Source organism: Caballeronia sp. DA-9 (assembly GCF_051615025.1).
Taxonomy (GTDB): domain Bacteria; phylum Pseudomonadota; class Gammaproteobacteria; order Burkholderiales; family Burkholderiaceae; genus Caballeronia; species Caballeronia sordidicola.
Map to the genome: position 1 here is coordinate 779,662 of NZ_CP195131.1, position 19,720 is coordinate 799,381.

A 19,720-nucleotide genomic window follows, 5' to 3' on the forward strand; every position below is an offset into this window, starting at 1 on the left:
TGTGCATCGCAAAATTTCCGTTGATGGGCCTGTTCAGTTGTGAACGTCAGCGCCGTTATCCCCCATAACCCTGACCTAAAAGGAAGTGACTCGATATGCGTTTGTTTGCACCCGGCATGGTCCTGATGGGCCGGCTGACCATGCCGAAAAAGCTCGTTGTTCTCGCGCTGCTGTTTCTGTTGCCGCTTTCAGTTTGCCTCTTCTCCACGCTGCGCGACGCCGATCACGCCTATGCATCCACGCAGCAGGAAATAGAGGGCGTGGCATTGCTCGGCACGAGTCAGGCGCTGATCAAGTCGGTACAAAAACGCAGAGGCGCAAGTGCCGGCGTCATGGCAGGCAACGAAGGCATGCGTTCCGCTTTCAACACCGCGAACGCCGAATCCGACCACTTGCTGAAAACCTTGAGCGCTCAGGCCGCCGCCACAAGAACCTTCAGCGTAAAGGCTCAGGTCGATACACTCGCTGTTCAATACGCGAAGCTCGCGGCAATGCCGTTGTCGGCGAATGCGAAGGATGTATTCGACGCACACACCGCGCTGGTTCGTGCAATCTTTGCGTTCACCGCCGACCTGGCCGACAGCTCCAGGCTCGCGCTCGATCCAGAGCCTGCAACGTATTACCTCATCAACACTGTGGTTGTATCGTTGCCTGCGGCTGCGGAAATGGCTGCGATCGCACGGGGCAAGGGTACGGCGGCACTCAGCAGCGCGCAGATCAATCCTGCGGATCGGGGCGCGCTTGGCGTGCACGCAATGATGCTGCGTGACCAGATGGAAAACGTGCGGCAGGATCTCGTGCGCGTGCGCCGTGCCCTCGACGATTCCGCCGCGCAGAATCAGTTGGGTAATTCTGATTTCGACGACTTCGATTCCTTCGGGAAAACCGTCGCAAGCCTTGCGTCGGATGCAGGCGCGGCCACGGTGGATGCAGGTGCGTATTTCGCCATGGGCACCCGTGCTGTCGATTCGCTTTATAGCGCGCATACACGCCTTTCCGCCTTGCTTGGTAGCCTGCTTGCAGAGCGGGCTGGTGCCGAAGCGCGCAAAGTGTGGACTATGAGCGCGCTTAGCGCGGTATCCGTGGGTCTTGCGCTTTACCTTTTTATCGCGTTCGCGAAACGCACGAGCGAAGATGTCAACGAGATCGCCGCATGCATGGCGCGCGCCGCCGAAGGCGACTTGCGACATCGGCTCGTTGTTGACGGCCGCGACGACATCGCCTCGATTCGAAGCGGACTCAACACGCTGTTCATGGCGCTCAACGACATGATCGTTTCGACAAAAGCCACCGCCGGGTCGGTGCTTGCGGGCAGTGAAGAGATCGCTTCGGGCAATCTCGACTTGTCGCGCCGAACCGAAGAGCAGGCGGCGTCGCTCGAGCAGACCGCCGCGAGCATGGAGGAGCTCACTTCCACTGTGCGCCACAATGCCGACAACGCGCGGCAAGCGGGCGCGCTGAGCCGCGATGCATCGGCCAAGGCAGGCAGCAGCGGCGAGATCATCACGCGCGCCGTGTCTGTTATGAACGAGATTGCCAAACGTTCTAGCGAAATGGGCGAAATGATCTCGACTATCGAAAGCATTGCGTTCCAGACCAATATCCTTGCACTCAACGCCGCAGTGGAAGCAGCGCGTGCCGGCGATCAGGGCAAAGGGTTCGCCGTCGTCGCGGGAGAAGTGCGCACGCTTGCGCATCGTACGTCGGTGGCGGCGAAAGACGTCAAGGGTTTGATCGAGCGCTCGGCCGAAGGCGTACGAGGCGGCACGACGCTGTTTCATGAAGCGGATGCCGCGATCCAGAGCGTGATCGCTTCCATTAGCGGTGTGGATGTCATTATCAACGAGATCGCAGGCGCATCGGCGCAACAGGGCGACGGCATAGAACAGATCAATGTGGCGATCGCGCAGCTTGATCGCGTGACACAGCAGAATGCGGCGCTGGTGGAAGAAGCGGCTGCAGCTAGCGCTTCGCTAAAGGAACAGGCGCTGAAAATGGAGGGCGTGGTTGCGGCATTCGATGTTGCATAGCCCTTGCCCCCGCAATGCACGTCCCTGGTCGCGAGCGGGTATATTGAGCGGATCCGCGAAGCGCGAGGCGTCACGCTTCGAAGAACCGTCTTGATCGATCAGGGGAATTGCAATGGAAAAAAGCGAGCTTTCCGACCTCTACCGAGCCTACATTGCCTGCTTGAACAAGCAGGACTGGACGCAACTCGGACAGTTCGTTCATGACGATGCGTCCCATAACGGCAAACGCTTCGGCCTGGCTGGATATCGTGAGATGCTGGAACGAGACTTCGATGAAATCCCGGACCTCCACTTCAACATTCAATTGCTGATCGCCGATCCTCCGTTTATAGCAAGCCGGCTCGCCTTCACGTGCGCGCCAAAGGGAAGATTTCTCAGCCTTCCTGTGAATGGCAAGACGGTTTCCTTTACGGAGAATGTCTTCTATCAGTTTCGGGAAGGAAAAATCGTGGAGGTGTGGTCGGTGATAGACAAGGCGGCTATTGAGGCGCAGCTCTAGCTTCGAAACTCATGCCGCCAGATACCCGCCGTCGACGGGCACGATAGCGGCGGTCATGAACGACGCGGCGGGCGTGCACAAAAACGCCACAACCTGCGCAACTTCCTCAGGTGCGCCCCAACGCTTCATGGGCGTGCGATCGAGAATCCCTTGCGCGCGGCCCGTATCTTCCTGCAGCGCCTGCGTCAACGGCGTGGCAATCCACCCCGGCGCAACCGCATTCACGCGAATGCCGTCCGCAGCGTAGGCAATGGCGAGCGATTTGGTCAGTTGCGAAATCGCGCCCTTGCTCGCGCTATAAGCGGGCACGAGGCCGCCGCCGAAAAAGCTCAGCATCGACGCCGTATTCACAATGCATCCCGACGATGCCTTGAGCAACGCGCGCGCACCGGAACATACACGCATGGTGCCGTGCAGGTTGATATCGACAACGTCTTCGAATACGTCGACTTCGTGTTCGGCTCCGCGCCGGATCACGCCCGCGCAATTCACGACAATATCGAGCCGGTCGAACTCCTTGAGCACGGCGCTTACGTTCGCAGCAGAACGCACGTCGAGCGTGACCTTGCGCACGGCCGGCGCCAAACCATCCGGCGCCTCCGCTGCAAGCGGCAAGCCTGCCGCCACCACGTGCGCACCAAGCTGCGCCAGATGATTGGCAATGGCTGCGCCAATGCCGGACAGGCCGCCGGTGACCAGCGCCACCTTGCCTTCGAGCACGTTATCCTTGAAAGTCATGTCCAATCCTGAGAATAAAATTTACGAGGGCTGTGTCTCGATTGAAGCGGGCAGCACGTCGGGCGCGACCTCTTTCACCACGAACAAATAGACCAGCGCAGCGGCGAAAGCGACGCCCGCGCTGATCGACAGCGCGTTGACGAACGAATGCGTCTGGTCGACCACAATGCCGGTGATGATCGGCGCGAACGATCCGCCAAGATAGCCGCCAAAGTTCTGCATGCTGCCCAACGACGCCACCAGATGACGTGGCGCCGCCACGCTGACGAGCGCCCATGCGGTGCCACTCGACATATTGACGAAGAACATCGCGAGCGAGATATAGACAATGGCGAGCGTGGTGCTGGGCGTATAAGCGGCCGGCACCGTGAACGCAGCGGCGCCAACCAGCCCAATGCAGACCGGCCACTTGCGGCTGCGAATGGGCGCCATGCCGCGCTTGAGCAGATGATCCGCAATGTAACCGCTTGACACCATGCCAATGGTCCCGAAAACATAAGGTATCGATACAAGCCAGCCCGTGTGCGCAATGCTCAGGTGGCGTTCGTTTTCGAGGTAACCCGGCAACCACGTCAAATACAGCCACACCATATAGATCACGCCCATGAAGCCGATGATCATGCCCCACGTATTGCGCAGCTTGAAGAGGTTGCCCCATTCGGCGAGACTCACGCCTTTTGCGCGCGGCTCGACCTTGTGATCCGACTCCAGATAAGCAATCTCCGATTCGTCCAGCGCCACTTCATCGCGGTTGCGATACGTCATGTACCAGCCAATCGAAACCAGTATGCCGAGCACGCCCATGATGACGAACATAGTTCGCCATCCGAATGAAAGCATCAGTACGGTCAGCAGCGGTGGCGCGATCATCGGCGCAATGGTCGAGGACGCGACAAAAGTCCCGGTCGGACGGCCCCGTTCATGCACGGCGAACCATTCGTTCACGACTTTTGCGCCCGCTGGAAACAAGGGCGCTTCCGCCACGCCGAGAACAATGCGCGCCGAGAGGAAATGATTCAGCGACTGAATGAAGCCGCCCGCAAGCTGCGCGACCGACCATATCAGCATGCCGAGTCCGAGCATGGCGCGTGAACCGAAGCGATCAAGGAGGGCGCCTACAGGAAGCTGGGCGAATGCATACGCCAGCGAAAACGCCGACAACAGCAAGCCCATCTGAGAAGCGGAAAGATGCAGTTCCTGGCTGACCGAATGATTCGCTATGGACAGCGTTGAACGGTCCAGGTAATTGACGATACCCGCTATGGTCAGGAATGTGACCGCGATTATCTGCGTGCGCTTGAGGCGTGGGGATTTCTGAAGCATATGCTTGTCTCCTGCATGGAATGTGTCTTGAGCAATGACTGCTTTCTTGTTGGCGCGTGATGCTAGTAGACCCAAGCTTAGTAGGTCGCGCGTCCTCCCGACAGATCAAACGTCGCACCCGTATTGAAGGTGCAGGAATCCGAGCATAGCCAGAGCGCGAGGGCGGCTACTTCCTGCGTGGTGCCGAGCCGGCCCATGGGGCTTTTATCGATCATGGTCTGCACGTGGGCTGCGGCCATCTGCTCGAGCAAGGGCGTTTCCACCGCTGCGGGCGCGATGCCGTTCACCAGGATGCCGGTCTGCGCCAACTCTTTGCCAAGCGACTTCGTCATTGCAATGACACCCGCTTTTGCCGCGCTATAAGCCGATGCATTCGCCGTACCTTCCTTGCCTGCAAGCGACGCAATATTGACGATACGCCCAGTACGCGCCCCGCGCATGACCGGCAGCACGATCCGGCTTACGTGATAGGTGCCCAGCAGGTTGACCTCGATCACGCGCTGCCATTCGGCGGGATCGCATTCGTCGAGCGGCTGTGTGGAACCGGCAAAGCCCGCGTTGTTCACAAGGTAATCCACGCGGCCATACCGGTCGATGGTAGCGGCAAGCGCCGCTTCAATGGAAGCGGGGTTGGTGATATCGACATGAAAATGCGCGGGCGCATCTGGCGTGCCAAGGTCGCCCGCGATCCGGTCCCAGTTCACCGCGTACGCACCGTTGGCGCTGAACGCCTTGCAGATCGCCCGGCCGATTCCACCGGCCGCGCCTGTCACGACCGCCACGCGTCCAGCGAAGTCGTATCTCGCGTGCGAAGAAGAAGCCGTGGTCATCGAATGAACTGGTCCACGTAGTCTTCGCCCAAACCGTTCGATGCATAGTGTTTGCGGCACATCTCGATCTTGGTGAACACGTCTTCGTAGCCGGTGTAGTTGCCGTACGGATCGCAATAGAACATCACGCCGTTCACCTGGAAGTACGTAATCATCTCCTCGACGTCATCGGGCACGTACAAGGTATGGGTTTCGCCGGGAGGCTCGTAGACGTAGCTTCCTTCCGTTGCGGTCCATTCGTGTTCGAGGTACTTCCAACGCCCTTTCAACACGAACCCGTGAACGCCTTGCGGATGCCGATGCCGGCTTAAGACACCCGACTTGCGCACGCGCAGCAGGTTCATCCAGTAGCCTTGCGAAGCGTTGAGGCACAGTGGGCGGAACGACACGTTTTCGGCTTGCGGCACCCACACGCGTTCGTCGGTCGGAATGGCGAACGGCACCACGACTTCCTTCTGCGCCTCCTTGGGAAAGGGCAACTGATAAGGCATGGTGGCGGGATAGGTATTGAGGATATCTGGCATGGGCGACCTTTATAATTGTCCATAATATGGACTTACGTCCACAATGTGACTAATTATCGAAGATTTTGAGATGCGAGGTCAATCCTGGGGTATTTACCGAGATGTCTCAGTTTCTGCGTCCGATCAGGTACGCCTCGAATCCACGTGTGTGATGGACTAGCTGGCGGCGTCGTGTTGGTCGAGCGGCCTTCCGAAGTCCGTCGGTACGATCACGAGCGGGCGTGTAGCCGGGTCATGCGCATCGGCTAGGGAGAACGCTTCCGCGATGATGCGCTCCACGTCCTGGCGCATCATGGTTACATCGAAGGGAAGGTGCGCCGCGAAAGGGTCCCAGTCGAAGCACCCGAACACCGAGGACTGCCACGCTTCGCGAGGTAATTGCGATGCAAACTGAACCAGCCCTTCGAACGCGGTAATCGAGTTCATGAGCAAGCCCGCAGGAAGGCGGCCGAGCTGCTCGACCCGCCGGGCGAGCGCGCGGCGCGCATCCGCTGCGAGATAGCCGCAGCATTCCACGGCATCGGATGAGGGCGTCAGATTGCGTGCCGCGAAGGCCTCGCGAAATCCGGCTATACGCTTTTCCGTCGCGTACTCGTTCGCAATACCGCCAAGAAACACCAGCTCCTCAGCCGCGTCGCCGCGAGCCTGCATCTTGCCGATGAGCACGTCGGTCAGCGCGCGAGCGCCGCCCTGGTTATCGGAGACGACTGACGGTGCGTCTGCACCCGGCAAGTCCACATTGATGCACGGAACGCCCGCCGCCGCGCACAGCGCGTTGAGCGGCGAAGGATCGCGCACGCCCGCGATGAAAAGGACTTCGACGCGTTGCGAAAGCAGCGTCTGCGTGACGCTGCCTTCCACCGCGGGATCGCGCTGCGTGCTCACGACCACGGGGCACAGGCCGCGGCGCCTGGCTTGCTCTTCAAAGGTCTCGGCCAGCCCCGCAAAAAAACGGTTTCGATAATGCGGAAGGATCATGCCGGCAAGCCCGGAGCGCGATAGCCGCAGCCCGCGTGCGGCCATATTCACGTTGTAGCCCAGTTGCTGCGCACTTTCGAGAATGCGGTTTGCGGTCTCTTCCTTGATGCGATATCGCGTCCACGTGCCGTTCAGCACCATGCTCACCGCCGCCACCGACGATCCGGTCGCCCTGGAAATATCGTAGATCGTGGATTTGCGTCCAGCAGCGGTGCGGGTCATCTTGTTTTCCTTTTCAGATTCGTCCGTTTGCAGCAGGAAGGCTGATCTACTTCGGTGGCTCGCCATATTAGGGTATTCGAGCGTTGACCGGATAGCTGAATGGATTCAGCATCGTTTTTTAAATTTAGCTGAATGGATTTAGCATTTAAGAGGTTTTGCACCGGCAAGAATTAGTTTGTTCTCGATTCCGTCCAAAGCTATGGTTATTTTCAATCCCGGGTCCGCTGGCGCGCGGCCGCTACAAAAAGGAGTTTTGCAATGAACAAGTTGGGCGTCCACGCATTGGTATGGGCCGGCGATCTCACGCCGGAATCGACCCGCAAGGTCATCAGCCAGACCAAGGCGGCCGGTTTTGATCTGGTCGAACTATCGCTTCATGGTCCGAAGGTCATGGACTTGTCGCTGACGCGTGATTTGCTGCAGGAACACGGCCTGGAAATCGGCTGTTCTCGCGGTCTAACTTTCGATGCAGACGTCTCCAGCGATAATCCCGAATCGGTCGCGCGCGGTCTCGCGCTGCTGGAAGAGGGCGTCAGCATCACCGCCGAACTGGGCGGCACGTATTTCGGCGGCATCCTGTATGGCGCGATGGCGAAATATTCCTCGCCGATCACGCCGCAGGGACGGCGGCACGCGGTGGACTCGCTCAAGCGCATCGCCGACTTCGCGTTGAAAAAAGGCGTGACGCTCGGCCTGGAAGTCGTGAACCGCTACGAAAGCAATTTGCTGAACACGGCTTCGCAAGCGCTCGACATGCTGGATGAAGTCGATGCACCCAACGTGGTCGTGCATCTGGATACCTATCACATGAACATCGAGGAATCGGATTTCATGCAGCCCGTGCTCGCATGCGGCAAACGCCTCGGCTATGTTCATATTGGCGAAAGCAATCGCGGTTATCTGGGCTCGGGTACTATCGACTTCGCGCAGTTTTTCCACGCACTCGCCATGATCGACTACAAGGGCGTGGTGACCTTCGAGAGCTTCTCTTCAACTGTGGTGAACGAGCAGTTGTCGAATGCGCTGGCGATCTGGCGCAACTTGTGGGAAGACAGCATGGATCTGGCAACGCATGCGCGCGCGTTCATGGCCGGTGGAATCAATGCTGCGGCGAAGGCCCGCGCGCACCATTGACGAAGTAGCCCGCCACGCTCGCCGGTATCGTGTTCAGGCGTTGCCCGGCAGTTGCTTTTGCACATTATCCTGGATGGAGCCGATGATCGAAGACCGCTTTTTAGAACGGTTGCAGCACCTTGTTGACTATGGCCAGCGCCGCATTCTCGGTCTCGCGGGTGCGCCGGGCGCGGGAAAATCGACGCTGGCCCAGGCCATTCTCGATGCGTTTCCCGGCCGCGCCGTTGTCGTGCCAATGGACGGGTTTCATCTCGCGAATGTCGAGCTCGAACGTCTTGGGCGCGCCTCGCGCAAGGGTGCGGAAGATACTTTCGACAGCGCCGGTTTTGTTGCGTTGTTGAGCCGGATTCGCGCGCAACGCGAAGGCGAGATCATCTACGCACCGACGTTTCGCCGCGAGATCGAGGAGCCGATTGCCGGCGCGATTCCCGTCATGGCGGACGTGCCGCTCGTGATTACGGAAGGCAATTACCTGCTGTTGCAGCGCGGGCATTGGAACGCGGTTCGTTCCTTGCTCGACGAAGCCTGGTATGTGGATGTCGATCGGCAATTGCGCGTGCAGCGGCTGATCGCGCGGCACATGCATTTTGGCCGCGACGAAGATGCTGCAAGGACATGGGTGCAGCAAACCGATGAAGTCAATGCGGCGCTTATCGAATCAACGCGCGAGCGCGCGGATATTGTTTTCCGGTGGGAATGAAAGTCGCATTTCCTGACTGACTGACCCGTTCCCACCGTAATTTGTCGCCGCGTCAGGGCCGTCCAAGGCTGTGGTAATACGCGGCGAGATTGGCGATGTCGGTATCGGAAAGCGGCTTGGCCATCATTGTCATCATCTCGTTCTGGCGCGCGCCGGACTTGAAATCGTTCAGCGCCTTGACCAGATATTCCTCGGTTTGTCCGGCCAGATTGGGCGCGTCGGGAATCTTCGACAGCCCGTCAATGCCGTGACATGCCTGGCATTGCACGGCTTTCGCGCGCCCGGCCTGCACGTCGCCGGCGAACGCCGCGCGGCCCGGCCACGCGGCGGCGAGCAGCAACGCCGCCGCAGTTATCATCGTCAAGGTCTTCTTCATTTGCCGCCCGTGTACGAGATGCGATAAATCGCGCCGGCGAAATCATCGGAGACGAGGAGCGACCCGTCCTGCAACTGCTGTACATCGACCGGTCGGCCCATGTATTCGCCCGACGCGGTGAGCCAGCCCTCGGCAAACACTTCTGCCTCGCCCGCCGTGCCGTCGTCCTTCACCGGCGTGAACATGACGCGCGCGCCGATTGGCTTCGTGCGGTTCCATGAACCATGCTGCGCATCGAAGATCCCGCCCTGGTACTTCGCCGGGAACATCTTGCCGGTGTAGAACGACATGCCGAGGTCAGCCGCGTGCGCCGCCATTTCCACTTGCGGGAATACGACGCCGGCAGGCGGTGTCGCGTCCTTGTATTCGACCGTGCGCACCTTCCCGCCGCCATACCACGGGAAACCGAAGTTCTCGCCCGCCTTTGTCGCGCGATTGAGTTCGCCGGGCGGGATGTCGTCGCCCATGCCGTCGACCTGGTTGTCCGTGAACCACAGCGTCTTGTCTTTCGGATTGAAGTCTAGCCCAACCGAATTACGTATGCCGTGCGCATAGATCTCGCGATTCTTGCCGTCCTGATCCATGCGGATAATGCCCGCCAGGCCGTTGCGGTCAAGGTCGGCGAGTTTGTCCTTGGGCGGCACGTTCCACGGTTGCCCGAGCGTGATGTACAACTTCTTGTCCGGGCCGATGCGGCAGGTGCGCGCGCCGTGATTGAAGCTTTCGAACTGCGTGGGGATCAGCTTGCCTTGCGGCACGACGACGGCGGCCGCGACGTCGCTGCCGCCTTCGCCGAAGAACTGCGCAGCGGGAAACGCGAGCACACGGTTCTGCTCGACAACATAGAGCACGCCGTCGGGCGAGAAGCACACGCCATTGGGCACCTTGAAGGTCACCGAGCTTGCAAACGCGACCACGTCGTCCGCGACGCGGCGCTTGGTCCGGTCCGTCACCTGCCAGACGCGCGCCTTGCGCGTGCCGACAAAGACCACGCCTGTAGAGGGTTCGATAGCCATATGGCGCGCTTCCGGCACGACCGCATACAAGTCGATCTTGAAGCCCGGCGGCAGCTTGATGGCCTTGAGATTCTCGCGCAGGGCGTCGGCGCGCTGGCCGGACTGCGGTACTTGCTCGGCGGGGGCGGTGTTACCCGTCTGCTGGAAATTCGACAGCGTATTGACGTTGTCTTGCGCTGCGTAGGCGCAGGGCAAGACGGCGAGCATTGCACCGAGGGCAATGGGTAAAAGCTTGAGCGCTGCGTTCATGTGTTCGTCTCCTGAGATGCTGCTTCGTTTTTAGTGACTGCAACTACGGGAAAACGTGATGCGCGACGGGGGAATTGCCGGCTGCGGCCTATTCGCGGCCAAGCGATGTCATGAGGGGTCTGGGCGATTGCCGGAGAGGTTTGCTCAAACGGGAGGTCTTTTTCATTTGTTTCCTCGCAGCGCGTTCGATCCATGACGGCGGCGTGCATCGGCTGCCAACTACAAGACGTAGCGAGCCGGCACGCATTTAAATCCGGAAACGCGGCCTTCAACGACGGGCGTTTGCGACGGCCGACTGTTCATGCGTATGAAAGGCAGGGTTGAGTGTCTGGTATAGACCGTCCGCGCAGACAGGTCAAGGATGAGTTAACAGCTTCACGTACTGTGGTTCGGCCTGCCAGCGTTTCCCGGTAATAAATATCAAGTGTCGCGGAAGCTTGTTCCAATGTGTTATGTGGCAAAAGCGGCAAGCGGCAGTGGCTACCTTATCGTGATTCCGTGACGTTCCCGGACACATATGGTTATGAATTTTGGTTCGTTCCGGGGACTCCGAAGCAGGTCGAAAAATAGTCACGTTAGCATTAATTCGATGGAATTTGGCGTGCGCGTGCGATCGTTTTTACATAGGTAATACGGATACCGAAATATGAATTTCTCGCTAGCAATCGCATTCATGCGAACGCAAACTCAGCGACAAGAATTGCCCGAACAACTCCGAATCCGAAAATGGCAAAACTGCCAGCTTCGCGATGTACTGACTATGTACACTCCGCCAAGCGGGATTTTGTCGACGCGGCCCGCTGGCGGGGTACCAGTGCCGCACGATCGAACTTTTGTCCCAAGGTGCGGACGGTCACTGCAAATTCATTTTCGTTTGTGTACATTCCTGCATCGTCGGGGCTTTAGCGAATTCAATTGCCATGGCGATGCGTTGATTTCGACCTGCCTGTTTGAATGACTTTCAAAAGGCATGCGAGACCTATTTCAATTCCGCTCGACTGACATTTATGGTGCTCGAGATTCCAAACAAATTAAAACCGGGATCAATTTGGTTCGCTTCCGGCGGTTGTACAGGCCGTCGTGACCAGAACGATCCTGCCCGGCGTATTTCACGGGCCGCTCGAATGATTGCGGCCGCTTCTTGCAAATTGCCGTGCGAGGCGGCTCCACGGCGCTCGCCGGTTCAATCCCAAGTCCTGGAATTCACATGCTCGCCCTAGTACGTGTCGCGTTGCGGCGACCCTACACGTTTGTCGTGCTGGCGATCCTGATCCTGATCATCGGACCGCTTTCGGCGCTGCGCACGCCCACCGATATCTTTCCCGATATCCGCATTCCGGTGATCAGCGTCGTATGGCAATACACGGGTTTGCCGCCCGACCAGATGGTTGGACGAATCACCTCGCCGTTCGAGCGCTCGCTGACCACGACGGTAAACGACATCCAGCACATTGAAGCGGAATCGGTGAACGGTTTCGGCATCATCAAGATCTTCTTCCAGCCAGGCGTCAACATCAGCAATGCCAACGCGCAGGTGACCGCCGTTGCGCAGACGCAGTTGCGCCAGTTGCCGCCCGGCACCACGCCGCCGCTGATCCTGAACTACAACGCATCGACAGTGCCGATCATCCAGCTCGCGCTATCGGGCAAGGGATTGTCGGAACAAAACCTGGGCGACCTCGGGCTGAACCAGTTGCGTCCGGCGCTCGTCACCGTTGCAGGCGCGTCGATTCCTTACCCGTTCGGCGGCAAGTCACGCCAGGTGCAGATCGACATCAACCCGGCGGCCTTGCAAGCGCGCGGCCTGTCGGCGCAAGACGTGGCGAACGCGCTGGCGAGCCAGAACCTGCTGACGCCTATTGGCACGGAGAAGATCGGCGATCACGAGTACACGCTGCAACTGAATAACGCCCCGTCGGCCATCAAGGCGCTGGGCGACCTGCCGATCAAGGCGGTGAACGGCACGACCGTTTATATCCACGATGTCGCCAATGTCCGCGACGGCAGGCCGCCGCAAACGAACATCGTGCACGTGGACGGCAAGCGCTCCGTGCTGATGTCGGTGTTGAAGAACGGCTCGGTATCCACGCTCGGGATCATCGACGGCATCAAGCAGCACGTGATCGATGCAAAGGCGTCGCTGCCCGATGCGCTGCAGATCGCACCGATTGGCGACCAGTCGCTGTTCGTGCGCGCGGCCATCAGCGGCGTGGCGCGCGAAGGCGTGATCGCCGCCGCGCTGACGAGCCTGATGATCCTGCTGTTCCTTGGCAGTTGGCGCTCGACGGTGATCATCGCGACCTCGATTCCGCTCGCAATTCTCGGCTCCATCGCAACCTTGTCCGCGCTCGGCGAGACGCTCAACATCATGACGCTCGGCGGTCTGGCGCTCGCGGTGGGTATTCTTGTGGATGACGCGACCGTCACCATCGAAAATATCAACTGGCATCTGGAGCAGGGCAAACAGGTTGAAGAAGCCATTCTCGATGGTGCCGCGCAGATCGTCACGCCGGCGTTCGTTGCGCTCCTGTGCATCTGTATTGTGTTCGTGCCGATGTTCTTCCTCAACGGCGTCGCGCGTTTTCTCTTCGTGCCGATGGCGGAGGCCGTGATCTTCGCGATGATCTCGTCGTTCATCCTGTCGCGCACGCTCGTGCCCACGATGGCGAAATACCTGCTGCATCCGCACGACCTCAGCGAAGACGCGCACGAGAAAAAGCGTCCGGGACCGCTTGGACGCTTCCAGCAAGGGTTCGAACGGCGCTTCGAGAAAATTCGCGCGGGCTATCACGGCTTGCTCGAACTTGCGCTGAACCATCGTGCGCCGTTCGTGAGCTGCTTCCTCGGCTTCGTGCTGATTTCGTTCGCGCTCGTGCCCTTGCTCGGCCGCAACTTCTTTCCGTCGGTGGACGCGGGCCAGATCCTGCTGCACGTGCGCGCGCCGGTCGGCGTGCGGGTTGAGAAAACCGCGCAGATCTTCGCGGACGTGGAAGGGTCGATTCGCCAGATCATTCCGCCCGCTGAACTCAGCACCATGGTCGACAACATCGGCTTGCCCGTGAGCGGTATCAACCTCGCGTACAACAACACGGGGACCATCGGCTCGCAGGACGGCGATATCCAGATCGCGCTGAACGAAAATCATCATCCAACCGATGACTACGTGCGGCAGATGCGCGAGAAACTGCCGCGTCTTTATCCCGGCGTGACGTTCTCGTTTCCGCCTGCCGACATCATCAGCCAGATCCTGAATTTCGGCTCGCCCGCGCCGGTCGACTTGCAGGTGCGCGGCAACAACCTGCCTGCGAACTTCGCCTATGCAAACCGCCTGTTGCGCGAGATCCGCCAGATTCCCGGCGTGGTCGACGCGCGCATCCAGCAAGCGCAAAATTCGCCGACATTCAATGTGGACGTCGACCGCACGCGCGCGCAACTGCTTGGCATCAACGAGCGCGACGTGACGAACAGCCTGGTGGTGAATCTCGCGGGATCGAGCCAGGTCGCGCCAACATTCTGGCTGAACAATGCGAACGGCGTGTCGTATCCGATCGTGATGCAAACGCCGCAATACAGCCTGGATTCCCTTGCGTCGCTGCAGAACTTGCCGATCACGTCGAGCCTGCAAAGCAGCGGCCAGATTCTCGGCGGCCTCGCCACGGTCGAGCGCGCGAACACCAATGCGGTCGTGAGCCAGTACAACATCCAGCCGATGGTCGAGATCTTCGCCACCACACAGGATCGCGATCTGGGCGCGGTTGCATCGGACATCCAGCGCATCGTGCAGAACAATGCGGGCGCGTTGCCGAAGGGTTCGTCGATTGCGTTGCTCGGCCAGGTGCAGACCATGAACAGCGCGTTCGCCGGCATGCTCTTCGGTTTGCTCGGCGCGGTGGTGCTGATCTATCTGATCGTGGTGGTCAATTTCCAGTCGTGGGCCGATCCGTTCGTGATCGTCACCGCGTTGCCCGCCGCGCTCGCGGGCATCATCTGGATGCTGTTTGCTACGCACACCACATTGTCCGTACCGGCGCTGACCGGCGCGATCATGTGCATGGGCGTTGCCACTGCGAACTCCATTCTTGTTGTCAGCTTTTGCCGCGAGCGTCTTGCCGAACACGGCGACCCGTTCAAGGCCGCGCTCGAAGCCGGCTTCACCCGCTTCCGGCCGGTGCTGATGACCGCGCTCTCCATGATCATCGGCATGGCGCCCATGGCGCTTGCGCTGGGCGAGGGCGGCGAACAGAACGCACCACTTGGCCGCGCCGTGATCGGCGGCCTGATTTTCGCCACCACCGCGTCGCTGCTCCTGGTCCCGGTGATCTTCTGCATCATTCACTCGCGCCCTGGCCGCGCGATTGCCCCGACACCCGTTACGGGAGGTCCTGCTCATGTCGTCTGAACCTGTTATCACCAATAACCCGCCCGTGCCGCGCCGCCGGCTAGTCGTGATCGCCGTGGTCGGCGTTGCCGTTGCGTTGATTGTCGTGGCCGCCGGGGTTGCGCTGCGCGCTGTCGATGCCCGTAACCTCAAGACCTGGACCGCCGCGCAAACGGTGCCGACCGTGACGGTGATTCATCCTGTCAGCGCGGCGAACGGCCCGACGCTCGACCTGCCTTCGCATCTGGAAGCGTATTCCCGCGCTCCGATCTTCGCGCGCGTGAGCGGTTATCTGAAGTCGTGGAGCGTAGATATCGGCACGCCTGTCAAGGCCGGTCAACTGCTCGCGGTGATCGAGTCGCCGGAACTCGATCAGCAGTTGCTGCAGGCGCGCGCGGACCTCGCGAGCGCTCAGGCCAACGCGGCGCTTGCCGGCACGACTGCAAAACGCTGGCAGGCGTTGCTCGGCTCGGACTCGGTCGCCCAGCAGGAAGTCGATGAACGCACCGGCGACTACACCGCGAAGAAAGCCACGGTCGCGGCCGCGCAGGCCAACGTGGACCGCCTGCTTGCGACCAAGGGTTTCGAGCGCATCATCGCGCCGTTCGACGGGGTGGTGACGGCCCGCGACACGGACGTGGGCGCGCTGATCAATGCGGGCAGCGGCGGTATTGGGCAGGAATTGTTCGTGGTCTCCGACGTCAAGCAACTGCGCGTGTATGTGCAGGTGCCGCAAAGCTATGCGCCCGATGTCCGCGCCGGCACGACCGCCACGCTCACCGTGCCGGAATATCCGGGGCAGCGCTTCACGGCGCGCGTGATTGCATCGGCGGACTCGGTCAATGCAACGTCAGGAACGACGCTGGTGCAATTACTCGTGGATAACACGGCCGGCAAACTCTTGCCGGGTGGCTTCGCGAGCCTGCAATTCAAGCTCCCGGTACAGCAAAACGCGGTGCGCGTGCCCGCCAGTTCGCTCGTGTTCGATGCACGCGGCCTGATGGTCGCAACACTCGGCGCGAATGGCGAAGTCGTGTTCAAGAAGGTGACGATCAATCGCGATTTCGGCGACTCGGTGGAGATCGGCTCGGGACTCGCCGCAACGGATCGTGTGATCGATACCCCGCCTGACGGTCTGGTCGATGGCGATCACGTGCAGGTCGCCAGCACCGCCAAGAAGGTGTCCGCAAATGGCTAGGATGCCTGAACTACGCGCTCCGGCGCTGGTGGTCGCGGTTTGCGTCCTGGCTGGCTGCTCGCTGGCGCCTGACTATCATGTGCCGCCCACGCCGGTAGTCGCGCAATACAAGACAACGGGACCGTGGATCAGCGCGCAACCCGCCGACCAGTTAAGCCGCACCGGCTGGTGGAAGAGCTACAACGACACCGGGCTCGACGATCTCGAACAGCGCCTGCTCGCGAACAACACGGACCTTGCGGCGGCGTTCGCGCATTACCGGCAAGCGCAGGCGTTTGTTGATCAGGTCTCGGCGGGACTATTCCCGAAGATCACCGCAAGCGCGGTCCCGCAGCGTGACAAGCAGTCGCGTAACCGGCCCCTGCGTGCAGGCGGTCCCGACGAATACAACTCCGCCACGCTGAGCGGTGAAATCGATTACGACCTTGATTTATGGGGCCGCGTGCGTGATTCGGTGGCGGCCGGCAAGGACGAAGAGCAGGCATCGAAGGCCGATCTTGCATCCGTGCAATTGAGCTTGCAGATTCAACTCGCCGATAGCTACATTCGTCTGCGTGGTCTCGACCAGCAAACCCAGTTGCTCACCGACACCGTCGCGGCGTTCGCGCGCGCGTTGCAGCTTACGCAAACGCTGCACGGCGGCGGGATTGTTTCCGGGCTCGACGTATCGCGCGCGCAGACGCAGTTGTCGTCGGCGAAATCGCAGTTGTCGCAGAATCTGGCGCAACGCGCGTTGATCGAGCACGCGATCGCGGAATTGATTGGCGCGTCGGCTTCCGAATTCAGCTTGCCGCAGCAGACCGCGTCGATCGCGTTGCCGGTGATTCCGGCCGGGTTGCCGTCCACGTTGTTGCAGCGCCGTCCGGATATTGCAGCGGCCGAGCGCCGCGTGGCCGAAGCGAACGCCAGGATCGGCGTGGCGCGCGCGGCCTATTTTCCGTCCATCACGTTGAGCCTGCAGGGCGGCTTGCAGAGTTCCGCATACGCCGGATTGATCAGTGCACCGAATCTCTTCTGGGCAATCGGTCCGCAGCTCGTGCAATACGTCTTCGATGGCGGCTTGCGGCGCGCACAGCTCGACACGGCGAAAGCGGCAACCGATGAAGCCGGCGCGCGCTATAGAGGCGTGGTGTTGTCGGCGTTCCAGCAGATCGAAGACAACCTTTCGCTGCTTCAGGAACTCGGCACGGCGCTCGAACAGCAACGCGACGCGGGCAACTCGGCGCAGCATTCCGTTGATCTGGCGCTGAACCGGTATCGGCAGGGCGCGGTGGGTTATCTCGACGTGGTGCAGGCGCAGACCGCGGCGCTCGACGCCCAGCGAGCCGTGCTCGACATCCAGACGCGGCAGTTGAGCGCGAACGTGCAACTGGTCAAGGCGCTGGGCGGCGGATGGTCCAGCGACGAACTAGCGAGCACGGCGCAGGCGCCCGCGCTCGTGGCCGCGACCGATCCCAAGGGTTGAGCGCGCAGCGAGCGAATGGAGCGGGATTCACTTCGGCGTGATGTCCCTTTCCACGCGCTTGATATGCTGCTCGACGTAGAACGCGGCGGCATTGGCGTCGCCCTGGATCACCGCCTCGTAGATCAGCCTGTGCTCGGCCACGTAGAGACGGATGCGGCCTGCGTCGTAGATGCCTTCGTCTTTCAGGCGTTTCCACAAGGGCTGGTCCATCGAACTCGCGACCTCGTCGGCGATCTTGACCATCAGGGCGTCGCCCGTCATGACGGCGAGTTGCCGGTGGAACAACCGGTCGCTGCTGTTCCATAAGGCGCGCTGCGCGGGGTCGTCGATGTCGTAGATGTTTTCCATCTGACCGAGATAGTGTTCGGCCAGCCGGTCGCGTTGAGCGCGTGCAGCGGCGCGCCGGGCGATGGCAGGTTCGAGGACCATGCGTACATCGAGCGTGGAACTCGGGCTGAAGTCCGCGGCTTGCGCGCTGCTCGCGCTTCCGTGCGACAGACGGTCGAACGCGTCGCCGCACACGAACGTCCCGGAGTTCCGTTTTGTTATGACCAGCCCTTCGTTCTGCAGCGCGCCGATCGCCTCGCGCACGGCCGGCCGCCCCACACCGAACAATGCGGCGAGGTCGCGTTCGGAAGGCAGCCGCGACTCGGGCATGAAACGGCCGGCCGCAATCTCGTCGCGAATTTTCTGCGATACCTGTTCATAAATTTGCCTGGGCCGGAATGAGCCGTCCAGTTCGGCGTGCACCGCTGACATTCGTGTTCTCGCTAACGTGGCAAAGCGGATGATTCAATCTACTTGGTCAAAAAACAAACCAGAATGGGTCCGCTTTATTTTGAAATGGTTGCGACCATGACCATTTGTGGTCTACATTAATTGGTATGCAATGAAGACCAGTATAGTCCCACACGGAGCGAAATAAATGAACAAGACAGTCGCAGGGTTGATGGTCGCCGCCGCATTGGCAAGCATGGGCGCCCACGCGCAAGAAGTGGTGACGATTGGTCATTCGGCGCCATTGAGCGGTCCGCAAGCGGTCAATGGCAAGGATAACGAGAATGGCGCGCGCTTGGCCGTGGAGGATCTGAACAAGAAAGGCGTGACGGTCGCGGGCAAAAAAGTGACCTTCAAACTGGACTCGGAAGACGACCAGGCTGATCCGAAAATTGGCGTTCAAATCGCCCAGAAACTCGCCGACAGTGGCGTGGTCGCCGTGCTCGGACCATACAACTCTGGCGTCGCGATTCCGGCGTCGCGGGTTTTCAGCACGGCAGGAATTCCCATGCTGCCGGTGGCATCGAACCCCGCGCTGACCACGCAGGGCTTCAAGAATATTTTCCGCATTGGCGCGAGCGACGAACAACTAGGCGGCGCAATGGCCGTGTTCGCGAAGAAGACGCTGAAGGCGAAAACGGCGGCGGTTATCGACGATCGCACAGCTTATGGCCAGGGCGTCGCCGAGCAGTTCGTGAACGTGGCAAAGGCGCAAGGCATTCAGATCGTCGACAACCAGTACACCAATTCCAGCGCGACCGATTTCCTCGGCATCCTGACCACGATCAAGGCGAAGAATCCGGACGTCATCTTCTTCGGCGGCTACGCTGCGCAAGGCGCGCCAATGGCGAAGCAGATGCGCCAGCGCGGCGTGCGCGCGAAGCTGCTCGGCGGCGACGGCATTTGTTCCGCCGACATGGGCAAGGTCGCGGGCGATGCCGCGTCGATCGTGTATTGCGCGCAAGGGGGAACGTCGCTCGAGAAAACGGCCGCGGGCCGCGACTTTGTGAAGCGTTACAAGGACACGTATCACACTGACACGCAGGTCTACGCTGTAAGCTACTACGACGGCATGATGCTGCTCGCCGACGCCATGGTGAAGGCGGGTACGACCACCGATCGCGCGAAGCTGATCGCGCAACTCGCGAAGACCGACTATAAGGGCATTGCCGGCACCTATTCCTTTGACGCCAAGGGCGACCTGAAGGGCGCGCCCACGACCGTGTACGAGATCAAGGACGGCCTGCCGGTCGCGTACGGGCAATGAGTCCGGCAGTTAGCGA

16 protein-coding genes are annotated in these 19,720 nt (G+C 60.5%); 8 read left to right on the forward strand and 8 right to left on the reverse strand.

Annotated features, from left to right (window positions below; translation table 11 throughout):
- The first annotated feature begins 95 nt into the window (after positions 1–95).
- Both ACRWA7_RS03525 and ACRWA7_RS03530 read left to right on the forward strand, forming a co-directional pair.
- Positions 96–2,030, forward strand: coding sequence for a methyl-accepting chemotaxis protein (locus tag ACRWA7_RS03525; protein WP_438390087.1), 1,935 nt, complete (start codon positions 96–98; stop codon positions 2,028–2,030).
- Between the two features lie 112 nt (positions 2,031–2,142).
- Positions 2,143–2,529 carry an ester cyclase gene (locus ACRWA7_RS03530; RefSeq protein ID WP_438390088.1) on the forward strand — a complete coding sequence of 129 codons (387 nt, stop codon included), beginning with the start codon at positions 2,143–2,145 and terminating at the stop codon, positions 2,527–2,529.
- Between the two features lie 9 nt (positions 2,530–2,538).
- Here ACRWA7_RS03530 and ACRWA7_RS03535 read toward each other — a convergent pair whose 3' ends face one another.
- From ACRWA7_RS03535 to ACRWA7_RS03555, 5 genes are all read right to left on the reverse strand, one after another.
- The gene (locus ACRWA7_RS03535) at positions 2,539–3,267 is read right to left on the reverse strand and encodes an SDR family NAD(P)-dependent oxidoreductase (RefSeq protein WP_438390089.1); all 729 of its coding nucleotides are present in this window, start codon (positions 3,265–3,267) and stop codon (positions 2,539–2,541) included.
- 21 nt (positions 3,268–3,288) lie between these two features.
- The gene (locus ACRWA7_RS03540; RefSeq protein WP_438390090.1) at positions 3,289–4,590 is read right to left on the reverse strand and encodes an MFS transporter; all 1,302 of its coding nucleotides are present in this window, start codon (positions 4,588–4,590) and stop codon (positions 3,289–3,291) included.
- Between the two features lie 77 nt (positions 4,591–4,667).
- Positions 4,668–5,420, reverse strand: coding sequence for an SDR family oxidoreductase (locus ACRWA7_RS03545; RefSeq protein ID WP_060858792.1), 753 nt, complete (start codon positions 5,418–5,420; stop codon positions 4,668–4,670).
- On the reverse strand, positions 5,417–5,944 hold the full coding sequence (locus tag ACRWA7_RS03550) for a 2,4'-dihydroxyacetophenone dioxygenase family protein (protein WP_438390091.1): 528 nt from the start codon (positions 5,942–5,944) through the stop codon (positions 5,417–5,419). The genes ACRWA7_RS03545 and ACRWA7_RS03550 overlap by 4 nt, the downstream gene beginning before the upstream one ends.
- Positions 5,945–6,100: 156 nt before the next feature.
- Positions 6,101–7,144, reverse strand: a complete 1,044-nt coding sequence (locus ACRWA7_RS03555) for a LacI family DNA-binding transcriptional regulator (protein WP_438390092.1) — start codon at positions 7,142–7,144, stop codon at positions 6,101–6,103.
- Between the two features lie 258 nt (positions 7,145–7,402).
- On the opposite strand from ACRWA7_RS03555, the gene ACRWA7_RS03560 reads away from it, so the two are divergent.
- Positions 7,403–8,278 (forward strand): sugar phosphate isomerase/epimerase family protein, encoded by an 876-nt coding sequence (locus ACRWA7_RS03560; protein ID WP_438390093.1) that lies wholly within the window; start codon positions 7,403–7,405, stop codon positions 8,276–8,278.
- An 82-nt stretch (positions 8,279–8,360) separates the two neighbouring features.
- Positions 8,361–8,978: a nucleoside/nucleotide kinase family protein gene (locus tag ACRWA7_RS03565; protein ID WP_438390094.1), complete on the forward strand. Its 618-nt coding sequence runs from the start codon at positions 8,361–8,363 to the stop codon at positions 8,976–8,978.
- 52 nt (positions 8,979–9,030) lie between these two features.
- Here the strand turns inward: ACRWA7_RS03565 and ACRWA7_RS03570 are convergent, their stop codons facing one another.
- Complete coding sequence (locus ACRWA7_RS03570) at positions 9,031–9,354, reverse strand: c-type cytochrome (RefSeq protein ID WP_082850673.1); 324 nt, start codon at positions 9,352–9,354, stop codon at positions 9,031–9,033.
- Positions 9,351–10,619: a PQQ-dependent sugar dehydrogenase gene (locus ACRWA7_RS03575; RefSeq protein ID WP_438390095.1), complete on the reverse strand. Its 1,269-nt coding sequence runs from the start codon at positions 10,617–10,619 to the stop codon at positions 9,351–9,353. Before ACRWA7_RS03575 ends, ACRWA7_RS03570 begins: the two co-directional genes overlap by 4 nt.
- Before the next feature lie 1,207 nt (positions 10,620–11,826).
- Here ACRWA7_RS03575 and ACRWA7_RS03580 point away from each other — a divergent pair.
- Genes ACRWA7_RS03580 through ACRWA7_RS03590 form a run of 3 tightly spaced genes read left to right on the forward strand, consistent with a single transcriptional unit; the run spans position 11,827 to position 17,660 of the window.
- Positions 11,827–15,018, forward strand: coding sequence for an efflux RND transporter permease subunit (locus ACRWA7_RS03580; protein WP_438390096.1), 3,192 nt, complete (start codon positions 11,827–11,829; stop codon positions 15,016–15,018).
- Entirely contained in the window at positions 15,008–16,195 is a 1,188-nt protein-coding gene (locus tag ACRWA7_RS03585; protein WP_060858797.1) for an efflux RND transporter periplasmic adaptor subunit, read from the forward strand. Before ACRWA7_RS03580 ends, ACRWA7_RS03585 begins: the two co-directional genes overlap by 11 nt.
- Before the next feature lies 1 nt (position 16,196).
- A complete protein-coding gene (locus tag ACRWA7_RS03590; RefSeq protein ID WP_438391044.1) occupies positions 16,197–17,660 on the forward strand; it encodes an efflux transporter outer membrane subunit in 1,464 nt (487 codons plus the stop codon).
- 27 nt (positions 17,661–17,687) lie between these two features.
- Here ACRWA7_RS03590 and ACRWA7_RS03595 read toward each other — a convergent pair whose 3' ends face one another.
- Positions 17,688–18,419, reverse strand: a complete 732-nt coding sequence (locus tag ACRWA7_RS03595) for a FadR/GntR family transcriptional regulator (protein ID WP_060858799.1) — start codon at positions 18,417–18,419, stop codon at positions 17,688–17,690.
- A gap of 166 nt (positions 18,420–18,585) precedes the next feature.
- On the opposite strand from ACRWA7_RS03595, the gene ACRWA7_RS03600 reads away from it, so the two are divergent.
- Positions 18,586–19,704 (forward strand): branched-chain amino acid ABC transporter substrate-binding protein, encoded by a 1,119-nt coding sequence (locus ACRWA7_RS03600; RefSeq protein ID WP_438390097.1) that lies wholly within the window; start codon positions 18,586–18,588, stop codon positions 19,702–19,704.
- Positions 19,705–19,720 lie beyond the last annotated feature (16 nt).